Here is an 11,944-nt window from a genome sequence, read left to right as displayed (position 1 = left end):
GTCTACTCGTTTCCGGCGGTGACGAGTTGAGCGAAGCCGTAGGCCTGCTCCAGGGCGTGCCGCACCGGGTCGGACAGGTAGGGACGCATGGCGTCGAACTCGCGGGCCCGGTTGAACCGGCTCGCCTCCGGGAACCGGGGCCGCTGCTCCAGCCAATTGGCGACGGTCAGCGCGGCGAGATCGGCGTACTGGCCGGGCGTCACGGCGACGCACCCGCCGGAGCGGTCCTCCAGCAGGAACGGTGGACCGTCGAACGCGGCGTCGAACAGGGCGGAGCGGGTGACGGTCCCGAACAGGTACGCGAGCGTCTCCGCCTCCGCGCCGATCAGGTCGCGGACGGCCGGCCGCAGCTCGTGCGGGATCGCGCCGGTCGGGAAGATCTCCGTGCCGTACACCGAGTGGAACAGCCCGGCGTCGCACAGGGCCGGTCGCGATCCCCACTCGGCGAGCAGGTCGTGGACGCCGCGAAGGTGCGCCAGCAGATTGGCCTCGGAATGCGCCAGCTCGGCGACCCCGTGCGACTCCAGGAAGGCGAGCTTCTCCGCGTACCCGGTGGTCATGCCGCCTCCCGACTGCCGTACGAGCCGGTCATCGCGACGAGGGTCTTGCGCGGCCCGGTGAAGCTGGACCGGCCGTGGGCCATGGCCATGTTGTCCACCATCAGCAGGTCGCCCTCCTGCCACGGGAAGGCGAGGGCCTCGGCGTCGAACGCGGCGCGGATGGCGGCCAGGTCGGCGTCGGTGATCCGGCTGCCGTCCCCGAGGTACGCGTTGCGCGGCAGGTCCTCCTCGGCCATGAGTTCCAGCAGCGCCTCGCGGGTCGCCTCCGGCAGGTTCGAGACGTGGAACAGGTGGGCCTGGTTCATCCACCCGGTCCGCCCGGTCACCGGGTGCACGGCGACCGCCTGGCAGGTCTCGATGGTCCGCAGGTCACCGCCGTCGAGCCACTCGTAGGTGATGCCGCGTTCCCGGCAGAACTCCTCCACGCCCGCCCGGTCCATGCCGGGGAACGTCTCCTGCCAGGAGACGCCGAGGCCGGTCCGGTAGTTGCGGACGTAGCGCACGCCGTGCCGCTCGAACCGTTCCCGGACCTCGGCCGGGATGCGTCGCCAGACGGCGTGGCTGTCGGCGAGCGGCGTCTCCCCGCCCGTCTGCGCCGCGACGTGCGAATAGAAGAAGAGCCGCCGGGGCCAGACGCTGGTGTAGGCCATCTCGTTGTGCAGCGGGATGACCTCGCTGGCCGGGTACTCGGTGGAGGTGTAGACGTCGCCGACCTTGCTGCGCGGCGTGGAGCGGTAGGTGTACTCGGCCATCTCCTCGCCGAAGACGCGGACGAAGGCCGAGAAGACCGACGCGTCCGGGGCGTCGAAGCCGCGCAGCAGGACCGCCCCGTGGGCGTCCAGCCGCTCGTTCAGCAGGGCCAGGTGGTCCGTCGCCCAGGCGACGGGGGAGATCCCGGGTGAGGTGGCCTCGAAGCAGGCCACCCGGTCACGCTCGGGGAAGAGACACGATTCCTTCACGTCGTCCATGTCGCAAGGTCCGTTCTGCGGTCGTCGGGTCGGGGTGGGGGTCAGTCGCCGTCCGGCCGGACGAACGACCGGAGGGCGTCCTGCACCAGGGCCGCGAGACGCGCGATGCTCTCGCGGTCGTTGAGGTTGCGGCTGTACTTGAAGTGGAGTTGCAACTCGCCGTCGGCGAACCGGCCGAAGACCTGGAGCTGGTGCATCCGCTGCAGTCGCGGCGCCGGCCAGACGTCCTCGATGGGCGGCCCGAGCAGCGGCGACTCCTCCGGCTCGTGGGTGAACTCGCCCCAGTTGTTGAGCAGGATGTGCGGCTTGCCGAGCGGAGCCAGCGCCTCCGCCACGCCCGGGTGCGCGCCGATGTGGCGCAGCAGGCCGAAGCCGAGCCCACGCCGGGGCACCAGGCTGATCTGCTCGCGGACCGACTCCAGCAGCGCGCGCGGCCCGGGCTTCTCCGGCCGGTGCACCAGGCGGGGCGAGGTCATCGAGAACCGGCCGATGGCGCGGGACAGGTCCAGGTCGTCCCCGCCCATCTCGCGGCCGCGGGCGACCAGGTCCACCAGCATGGACGACTGGCCGGACCAGTCGGTGAAGCCCTGGAGCGTGGCGGCGAGCAGGCCGTCGTTGAGGCTCAACCCGTACTCGCGCGGCAGCAGCCGACGCAGCGCGGCCGTCTCCTCGACGTCCAGGCCGGCGACCACGACCTCCTCCGACGACATGCAGTCGTCGCCGCCCTCGTGGTCCAGCGGCCAGGAGGGGACCGGCTCCTTGGCGAGCGCCGTCCAGTACGCGATGTCCTCCGCCAGCTCCGGCGACCGGGCGAGCCGGTCGAGGTTGCGCGCCCACGCGGCGAACGACGCGGTCGGCGGTGGCAGCGCCGGCTCGCGGCCGGCTTCCAGAGCCGCGTACGCGGTCCGCACGTCCTCCATCAGCACGTCCCACGAGCTGTTGTCCATGAGCTGGTGGTGGACGATCACGACGAGCGTGTCCGGCCGGTGGGGCCCGAACCGCACCAGTGCCACGTGCAGCAGCGGCCCGCGCGCCAGGTCGAGCTTGCGGTGCAGCGAACGGTCGAGCCGCCGGAAGGCGACCTCCTGGTCCGCCGGGTCGAGGGCGGACAGGTCCACGCTGGTGAACGGCGTCGGCTGGTACGCCTCGTTGACCCGGACCACCGGCCGGCCGCCCTCGGTCGGGAAGGTGATCCGCAGCGGGTCGTGGTGCGCCACCACGCTGGCCAGGGCCCGCTCGACGAGGGCCGGGTCCAGCGGCCGGGCCGCCTCGAACATGAAGATGTGCGTGTAGAGGTGCGGGTCGGCGAAGTTGCGCTCGTGGAACGCGAGGTGCGAGGGCACGAGCGGCACCACGCCCGGGTCGTCGCGGCGGTCCCCGCCGGTGGCCGCCTCGGTGGCGACCGAGGCCAGGCCGGTGATGGTCGGGTGCGCGATGAACTGCGCGGGCGTCACGACCACACCCGCCTTGCGCGCCCGGTCCACCACCCGGATCACGTGCAGCGAATCCCCACCCAGGGCGAAGAAGTCGTCGTCGACACCCACCGACGGCAGCCGCAGCACCTCCCGCCAGATCCCGGCCAGGATCTCCTCGACCCGGCTGCGCGGCGTCTCCAGGTCGGTGGCGACCGACGCCAGGCCGGCGATGGTCGGATGGGCGATGAACTGCGCGGGCGTCACGACCACACCCGCCTTGCGCGCCCGGTCCACCACCCGGATCACGTGCAGCGAATCCCCACCCAGGGCGAAGAAGTCGTCGTCGACACCCACCGACGGCAGCCGCAGCACCTCCTGCCAGATCCCGGTGAGCACCTCCGCCACCCGGCCCAGTGGGCCGTCGCCCCCGGTCCCGGCACCGGTCGTGACGGTCGTGCCGGCCACCAGCGCGGCCCGGTCGACCTTGCCGTTGGGCAGCCGCGGCAGCGCGTCGACCACCGTCACGGTCGGCACCATGTAGTCCGGCAGCTTCTCCCGCAGGGCGGCGCGCAGGCCGTCCGCCGAGAGACCCGCGCCGGCCCGCGGCGCCGCGTACGCGAGGAGGCGCCGGTCGTCCGCGCCGTCGTCGTCGCACAGCACCACGCACTCCCCGACGCCGATCACGCCGGACAGCACCGACGCGACCTCGTCCGGCTCGACGCGGTGACCGCGGATCTTGACCTGGTCGCCGATGCGACCGAGGAACTCGACCGTGCCGCCGGGCAGGAAGCGTCCCCGGTCGCCGGTGCGGTAGAGCCGGCCGCCGGGCGGCCCGAACGGGTCGGCCACGAACCGTTCGGCGGTCAGGGCCGGGTCGCCGAGGTAGCCCCGGGCGAGGCCGGTGCCGCCGACGACGATCTCGCCGGGCAGACCGGTCGGGACCGGGCGCAGCTCCTCGTCCACGACGTACAACCGCGCTCCTGGGATCGGCCGGCCGAGCGGCACGACCGCCCGGCGCCCCTCCCGGCCGGCGGCGACCTCGGCGGCGGCGACGATGCCGGTGGTCTCGGTCTGGCCGTACATGTTGACCAGCCGGGGCGTCTCCCCGGGCGCGCTGCGGATCGCCTCCGGCAGGTCGTAGCGCAGCGGCTCGCTGGCGGTGAGCACGACCCGCGGCCGCCAACCGTCCTGTCGGGCCAGGGCCGGCTGCACCACCCGCAGGTACGACGGGACGAGGTCCAGCACCTGGACGCCGTGCGCGGCGGCGTACCCGAGCAGCGCGGCCGGGTCGGCGAGGTGCTCCGGGCCGGCGACGACCACGTGACCGCCGAGGGCGAGCGGCACGGCGTACTGCCGCACCGACGAGGAGAACGCGAACGACGCGGTGTGCAGCACGACCGGTTCTGCGGGCAGGGCCAGCGCCGCCGGCAGCGCGTCCAGGTACGCGGCCAGCGCGCCGTGGGTGACGACGACGCCCTTCGGCAGCCCCTTGGTGCCGGAGGTGAAGACGACGTACGCGGGGTGGTCGGGACGCACCGCCGGCGTCGGCCGGTCCCCGGGGAGCGTGGGCACGTCCTCGAGCGCCAGCAGTTCCCCCGCGCCCTCCGGGGTGGAGCCGGCCAGGGGCCGCGTGGTGAGGGTGAGCGCGGGCCGCGCGTCGGCCACGATGGCGGCCAGCCGCTCCGCCGGGTACGCCGGGTCGAGCGGAACGTACGCCCCACCCGCCTCCAGCACGGCGAGCGCGGCGACGACCACGTCGACGCCCCGGTCCAGGTGCAGGGCGACCATGGTCTCCGGGCCGACGCCCCGGGCGGCCAGCACCCGGGCGAGGTCGCCGGCGCGCTCGTGCAGTTCCCCGTACGTCAGGGTGGCCCCGCCGCCGGTGACAGCCGGTGCGTCGGGCCGCCGCGCCGCCTGCTCCGCGACGCGCCGGGTCAGCGTCCGCTCGACCGCGCCGGCGGGCAGCGCCGGGCCGTGGGCGAGGGCGTCCAGGCGCTCCCGCTCGCCGGGCAGGAGGACGTCGACGTCGAAGACGCGCTGGTCCGGGTCCCGGACCAGGCGCTCCAGGAGCGCCTCCAGGCGGCTCATCATCGCCTCGACCGTGCCGGCGTCGAACAGGTCGGTGCTGTACTCGGCGTGCCCCTCGATGCCGCCGCCGGTCTCCCACAGGTCGACTAGCAGGTCGAAGCGGGCGGTGCACTGCTCGTTGTCGATCGACGTGAGAGTCAGGCCGGGGCCCGGGTCGGGCAGGCCGCCGGGCGCGTTCTGCAGCGCGAAGCGCACCTGGAACAGCGGCGAGTGGCTCAGGCTGCGGGTGGGCGCCACCGCGTCGACCACCATCTCGAAGGGGACGTCCTGGTGCGCGTACGCGCCGTGCGCGGCCTCCCGGACCCGCCGCAGCACCTCGGTGAAGGTGGGGTCGCCGGACAGGTCGACGCGCAGCGCCAGGGTGTTGGCGAAGAAGCCGACCAGGTTCTCCAGCTCGGTGCTGGTGCGGTTGGCGATCGGCGTGCCGACGGTGACGTCCCGGTGGCCACTGAGCCGCGCCATGAGCACGTCGAACCCGGCGAGCAGCGCCATGAACAGGGAGACGCCCTCGCGGCGGGCCAGCTCGCCCACCGCCCGGGACAGGTCGGCGGACCAGCGGACGTCGTGCCGCGCGCCCCGGAAGCTCTGCACCGGCGGCCGGGGCCGGTCCGTCGGCAGGTCCAGCGTCGGCACGTCGGCGAGCTGCCGCTTCCAGTAGTCGAGCTGCGCGTCCAGCTCGGCCCCGGTCAACCAGGAGCGCTGCCAGAGCGTGTAGTCCACGTAGGTGTACGGCAGCTCCGGCAGCGGCGACGACTGTCCCTGCGCGCACGCCCGGTAGAGCGTCACCAGGTCGTCCAGCACGATGCCCAGCGACCAGCCGTCGGAGACGGTGTGGTGCAGCGTCATCAGCAGGACGTGCGAGTCGGGGCGCAGCCGCACCAGCGTGCCGCGCAGCAGCGGCCCGCGGGCCAGGTCGAACGGGGTCCGTGCCTCGGCCGCGAACAGCGCGTCGAGCCGCCGCTCCGGGTCCGGGTCGCCGGAGACGTCCGCCTCGGCGTACGCCACGGCCTCGACGGACAGGATCTCCTGCACCGGCTCCCCGTCGACCGAGGGGAAGACGGTCCGCAGCCCCTCGTGCCGGGCCCACAGGCCGGCGAAGGCGTCGCGGAGTGCGTCCGCCCGCAGCTCGCCGTCGAAGCGCAGCGCGAGCGGCACGTTGTAGAAGGCGCTGTCCTCGGCGAGCCGGTTGAGGAAGTACAGTCGCCCCTGCGCGTACGACAGCGGCACCGGCCCGGTGCGCGGGACGGAGACCAGGCCCCGCCGGGGCGCCCGGCCGCCGAGCGCCTCGATCCGGGCGGCCAGGTCGGCCAGCGACGTGGCCTCCAGGAACACCGGCAGTGGCAGTTCGATGTCGAGCGTCTTGCGCAGCCGCGCCATGGCCTGCACGGCGAGCAGGGAGTGGCCGCCGAGGTCGAGGAAGTTCGAGTCGCGGCCGATCGACTCGACCGGCACGCCGAGCACGTCGGCCCAGACCTGCGCGATGACCGTCTCCAGCGGAGTCGCCGGCGCGGCCCGGGTCGGCGACGCCTCCTGCGGGGTCGGCGCGGGCAGGGCGCGCCGGTCCACCTTGCCGTTGGCGGCCAGCGGCAGCGCGTCCAGCGGGACGACGACGTCCGGCACCATGTACTCGGGCAGTTCCCCGCGGAGGGCGTCGCGCATCGCGTCCGCCCCGGCCGGTCCCTCCCCGGTGACGTACGCGACGAGCCGGTCCTCGCCGGGCCGGTCGGTCCGCAGCAGCACGACCGCCTCCCGGACCTGCGGGAGCCGGGTCAGCGCGGCCTCGATCTCCTCCAGCTCGACCCGGTACCCCCGGATCTTGACCTGGGAGTCGACCCGGCCGAGGCAGTTCAGCTCGCCGTCCGGGCGCAGCCGGACCAGGTCGCCGGTGCGGTACATGCGCGCGCCCGGCATCGCCGCGAACGGGTCGGGCAGGAAGCGCTCGGCGGTCAGGTCGGGGCGGCCGTGGTAGCCCCGGGCGACGCCGGCGCCGGCCACGTACAGCTCCCCGACGGTGCCGGGCGGCACCGGCGCCAGGTTTGCGTCGAGCACGTAGAGGCGGGTGTTGGCGATCGGCCGGCCGATCGGCACCACACCGGACAGGTCGGTGCGGTCGTCGACCTCGTGCACGCAGCAGCCGACGACCGTCTCGGTCGGGCCGTACTCGTTGACCACCCGCAGCCCGGGCGCGCGGCGACGCCAGGCGGCGACGGTGGCACCGTGCAGCGACTCGCCGCCGACGACGAGGTAGCCGTCCGCCGCGACCGTGGCCGGCGGGATCGCCCGGTCCAGCGCCTCCAGGTGCGCCGGGGTGAGCTTCACCAGCCCGAGGTCGAGGTCGGCACCGAGGAGCGTCGTCAGCGTCTCCAGCTCCGCGCCGTCGGCGACGAGCACCACCGGCCGGCCGGCCAGCAGCGGACAGAACAGCGTCGTCACCGACAGGTCGAACCGCAGCGGCGACACCAGGGGCGCGCCCCCGCCGTCGGCGACCCGGTACGCGCGCAGGCTCCAGGCCAGGTAGTTGGTCAGCCCGCGGTGGGTGACCACGACGCCCTTGGGCCGCCCGGTCGAGCCCGAGGTGTAGATGATGTAGCAGGCGCTCTCCGGATGGGGGCGCACCGCCGGCGGCAGGTCGCCGGGGTCGACGTCGGCGTCGGCGTCGGCGTCAGCGTCGTCGGCGGCCAGCACCCGGGCGTCGGTCGCCGGCAGTGCGCCGGCCCGCGCTCCGCTGGTCACGACCACGCGCACGTCCGCGTCGGCCAGCATGAAGCCCACCCGCTGCGCGGGCTCGGCCACGTCCAGCGGCACGTACGCGCCGCCCGCCTTCAGCGTGGCGAGCACGGCGGTGACGAGGTCGACGCCCCGGTCCAGGAAGAGGCCGACCCGGGTTTCCGGGCCCACGCCGTGCCGGCGCAGCCGCGCGGCGAGGGCGTCGGACCGCCGGTCCAGCTCGGCGAAGGTCACCGTCCGCTCGCCGGCCACCAGCGCCGGCGCGTCCGGCGTACGGGAGGCCTGGCGGGTGAACAGCTCGTGCGCCCGGACGTCGCCGAGAAGCGGATCGTCGGTGCGGTTCCACTCGACGACGGCGGCGTGCAGCTCGTCGTCGGAGAGCAGGCGGGCGAGGGCCGCCGGCGCGTCCGGCGCGGCGGTCAGGCTGGTGAGCAGCGTGCCCAGGTGGGTGGCGGTCCGCGCCACGGTGGACCCGTCGAGGATGTCGGTGGCGTACTCCACCACGCCCTGCAACCGGCCGTCGGCGTCCGGCCACACCTCGACGGTCAGGTCGTACTTGCTGATCGGCAGGTGGTGGTCGAGGGCGGTGACCCGCACGCCCGCCACGTCGGTCTCCAGCGTCGGGTCGTCCACGAGCGCGAACATCACCTGTGCCAGCGGCGTGTGGGCGAGGCTGCGCTCCGGGTCGACCGCCTCCACCACGCTGTCGAAGGGCGCCTCACCGTGCGCCATGCCCTCCTGCGCGAGGTCCCGGACCCGCCCGACCAGCTCCCGGAAGGTGGGGGCGCCGGACGTGTCGACCCGCAGGACGATCGAGTTGACGAAGAAGCCGACCATCGTCTCCAGCTCGACCCGGGGCCGGTTCGCCACGGGCGTGACCACGGAGACCTCATCCTGGGCCGCGTACCGCGACATCAGCGCCGCGAAGCCGGCGAGCAGCACCATGAACGGGGTGGCCCGCTCCTCCCGCGCGATACGCGTCACGGCGGGCCAGACGCCGTCGGGCAGGGCGAACCGGTGTCGCGCGCCGCGGAAGGTCTGCACGGCCGGGCGCGGGCGGTCCAGCGGCAGGTCGATGACCGGGACGGCCCCGCCGAGGGTGCGCTTCCAGTAGTCGAGGCTCGCGGCGAGGTCGGCCGCGCGCTCGGGCCGGGCCTCCCAGGCGGCGTAGTCGGCGTACTGGAGGGTGAGCGGCGCGAGGTCGGGCGCCCGACCCTCGACGCCGGCGCGGTAGAACTCCAGCAGCTCGTCCAGGAGGATGCTGACCGACCAGCCGTCGCACACGCTGTGGTGCAGGGTCAGCAGGAGCACGTGCTCCTCGGGCGCCCGGCGGAACAGGGCCGCGCGCGCGAGCGGGCCCTCGGCGAGCGAGAACGGGCGGGTCGCCTCGGCGTGCAGGGCGGCGGTCAGGGCGGTGTCGTCGCCGGCGTCCAGCGCTCGGGGCGTGAGGTCGACCTCGGTGTCGGACCGGATCCGCTGCACCGGCGTGCCCTCGTGCGAGGCGAGGAACGTGCGGAGTGCCTCGTGCCGGCCGAACAGGGACCGTACGGCGTCGGTGAGCACGTCGAGCCGTACCGGCCCGGAGAGGCGGAGCGCGGTGGGCACGTTGAACATCACCGTGCCGGGGGTGAGCTGGTCCATGAACCACAGGCGTCGCTGCGCCGGGGAGACGGCCAGGTCGCCCCCGCGCGGAACCGGGACGATCCCGTCGACGGACCGGGCCCGCAGGCCGCCGAGCCGCTTCTCGAACAGGGCCCGCTTCGCGGGTGACATCGACTCCAGGCGGGACCGGGCGGCCGGCACGTTCGCCGCGCCCGGCGCCGCCGGCCGGTCGGCACCCACCCCGGAGGTCATCGGCCCGTCTCCCGGCCGGCGCTCTCCAGGTACGCGACGAGGCTCGCCGGCCGCATGTCGGTCCAGTTGGCGGTGACGTGGTCCAGACAGGACGCACGGTCGGCGGGGCCGTGGGTGACCGTCCAGCCGGCGGGAACGGTCAGTGACTCCGGCCACAACGAGTGCTGGCCCTCGTCGTTCACCACCACGAAGAAGCGGCCGTCGGGGTTATCGAGAATGTTCACGTCTTCCTCACTCTTCGCCTCGTCCCAGCGCCGACCGAGGACCGCTCAACGGCACGGCAACCGGGCAGGTGCCACCGAATCGGCGGACCTGCCGGAACCGGAAACCGGGACGCGCGTCCCCCAGGTCGGGCGTCGTGAACTGTCGTTCGCGGAAACTTTCCAAACGTTTGACGGGGGGGCCGGGCGCGGTTGCGGTCGCCGCCTTCCCCCTCGTGGCCATCGTAGGATGCGCACGCGGCGCGGACAGTCGAGGATCGGCTATCCGACGCAGCGCCGCAACGCTTTACCAGCGCACACTGGTCGATGTCCAGGTCGTTTCCATCCGCCTGGCGCAGCGCGCACTGCGACCCATGTCATACCCCCCGAAAAACTGGCGACCTCGCCATCGCCCGAGAATGTGAACGCGAGCGAGGCACAGAAAATCACCCGACACGGAACGTGTCAAGGCCCGTCCGCGCCGTCACGACGGGCCGACTCACACCGGGAGCTCCCCGCACGACGGGCGGGGGCATTCCATTCGTTTTCGCAGCTAAAAGGCCGGTCGCCACCGCTCCGCCCGCGACCCCGGTGCCAGCCGCGCAGGTCGGCGACCTGCCCCTTCCCGCCCGGCAACGGGCAGCTCAGCACCCCCGACTGCCGGGATCGGCCAGGACGGGTGTCGATCAGTTAATGCGCCCGGCGCGGATGCCGACCCGCCGGGAGGCCACCAGTCGTGAATTGGACCGATCTTGCAGGTGAGACGCTGTACAGAAGCTGAACATTTGCGTGCGCAACATTAACCGGATGTGTCGCCGCTCCGACAACGCGCCCGATTCGGCACGACTTGCCAGTCAATGACGGGATATCACGATCAATCACCCGCTGTGACAGTCATGCCAGAAAGGCGAATGGGAACGAGCGGCACCCGGAAGCAATTCAACGCGAACTGGACCGCATTTCGTCGACAGTTCCGTCAACCATTCTCCGGGCCAATACCGGAGGCGCCCGGCACACGATTGTCAATCAGCCCTCCAGTCGCGCCCGGAAAACGCACCGAAGAACGAGTTGGCCACCGGCCGGCCCGACCGGACGCGGGAAGGCCAACAGGCCGTCGACCGCCCCCGTGGGTCGTGCCCGCGCCCCCGAGGACGACCGGGGACGCGCCCCGGCACGGCCGTGACCGGCCACCGCGGGCCGACCGGCAACCCGGCATCTCCGACCGGGTAGATCGGATTCCCGTCCGAGGACATGCGGTGATCCACTATTGGTGAACCAGGAGTCCATCGTGGCCCCCGCCGGTTCGGGACCAAATACCGGGACGCCCACATCTGATCTCCGTAAGGGTCCTGGAAACGACGGTCGTGCCTTTGTCGACCCCGCCACCGGCCACCCCGGTCCAGCGGCTGCCGGGCCGGTCACTCGATGGTGCCCGGCCCAGTGAGCCGGATCTCCTCGATGTCCAGGGCGGCCTGGAGGTCGCGCAGGACGATGTCGTCGATCTCGTTGCGGTCCCGCAGGCGGGTGACCTCGCGCCGCTTGTGCTCCAGGACGGCCAGCCGCAGCCGGCGTTCCAGGTCCCGCATCGGATGCCGGCCCTCCTCCGCACCGCGGACATCCTCGAGATGGGACTCGTACTCGGCCCGGATTCGCTCGATCAGGTCCTCGTCGGCGCCCAACCGCTCGGCGATGTCCGGAAGCGCCGCCAGGCCGACCTCCGTCGCACGGAGCCGGGCCCGCCGCACCTCGTCCTCCCGCTCCCGGTCGCCGGTGAGACCGGCCCAACGGACGACCAGCGGCAGAGTGCTGCCCTGGACGAGCATGACGAGCAGAATCGTCAGCGCCGTGCAGATCGAGCATCACGTGCGAGAAGGGTGGGAGGAGCGCGAGCAGCGCACCCATGCAGATCAGCAGGACGGGCGGCGCCACCCGGTAACGGCCGCCGAGCGTGGTGCCGACGAGCACGGTGACAGCCAGCACCACGGGCAGCACCAGGACGTCCATGCCACTCCGTTCCGTCGTCCGGTGTCCGGTCGCACCCATGGTCGTACGCACCGCCGCCGTCGGACCGGCGAACGCCGGAGCCCGCGGATGGGCACCGGTGCCGCCGCGTAGATTCGGTACGGCCGGGG

General features: G+C 73.4%; 5 protein-coding genes. All 5 read right to left on the bottom strand.

The genetic code is table 11. From position 1 onward, the window contains the following. Positions 1-2: 2 nt before the first annotated feature. The 5 genes from ACTMS0_RS26100 to ACTMS0_RS26080 all read right to left on the bottom strand — a co-directional run bounded on the left by ACTMS0_RS26100 (position 3) and on the right by ACTMS0_RS26080 (position 11,635). Complete coding sequence (locus ACTMS0_RS26100; protein WP_441157907.1) at positions 3-560, bottom strand: DUF6817 domain-containing protein; 558 nt, start codon at positions 558-560, stop codon at positions 3-5. Continuing rightward, positions 557-1,528, bottom strand: a complete 972-nt coding sequence (locus ACTMS0_RS26095; protein WP_441157906.1) for a TauD/TfdA family dioxygenase — start codon at positions 1,526-1,528, stop codon at positions 557-559. Before ACTMS0_RS26095 ends, ACTMS0_RS26100 begins: the two co-directional genes overlap by 4 nt. A gap of 41 nt (positions 1,529-1,569) precedes the next feature. Next, positions 1,570-9,612, bottom strand: coding sequence for an amino acid adenylation domain-containing protein (locus ACTMS0_RS26090; RefSeq protein ID WP_441157905.1), 8,043 nt, complete (start codon positions 9,610-9,612; stop codon positions 1,570-1,572). Further along, complete coding sequence (locus ACTMS0_RS26085; protein WP_441157904.1) at positions 9,609-9,836, bottom strand: MbtH family protein; 228 nt, start codon at positions 9,834-9,836, stop codon at positions 9,609-9,611. Before ACTMS0_RS26085 ends, ACTMS0_RS26090 begins: the two co-directional genes overlap by 4 nt. A gap of 1,394 nt (positions 9,837-11,230) precedes the next feature. Next, on the bottom strand, positions 11,231-11,635 hold the full coding sequence (locus ACTMS0_RS26080; RefSeq protein ID WP_441157903.1) for a hypothetical protein: 405 nt from the start codon (positions 11,633-11,635) through the stop codon (positions 11,231-11,233). Positions 11,636-11,944 lie beyond the last annotated feature (309 nt).

It is taken from the genome of Micromonospora sp. H33 (assembly GCF_052068455.1).
Taxonomy (GTDB): Bacteria; Actinomycetota; Actinomycetes; order Mycobacteriales; family Micromonosporaceae; genus Micromonospora.
The sequence above is the reverse complement of the archived record's forward strand: the minus strand, read 5'-3'. Positions and strand labels throughout refer to the sequence as shown.

Bases quoted from the DNA above. Each gene is read 5' to 3' on its own strand.
- ACTMS0_RS26100 (WP_441157907.1), bottom strand. From the start codon at position 560: ATGACCACCGGGTACGCGGAGAAGCTCGCCTTCCTGGAGTCGCACGGG.
- ACTMS0_RS26095 (WP_441157906.1), bottom strand. From the start codon at position 1,528: ATGGACGACGTGAAGGAATCGTGTCTCTTCCCCGAGCGTGACCGGGTG.
- ACTMS0_RS26090 (WP_441157905.1), bottom strand. From the start codon at position 9,612: ATGACCTCCGGGGTGGGTGCCGACCGGCCGGCGGCGCCGGGCGCGGCG.
- ACTMS0_RS26080 (WP_441157903.1), bottom strand. From the start codon at position 11,635: ATGCTCGTCCAGGGCAGCACTCTGCCGCTGGTCGTCCGTTGGGCCGGT.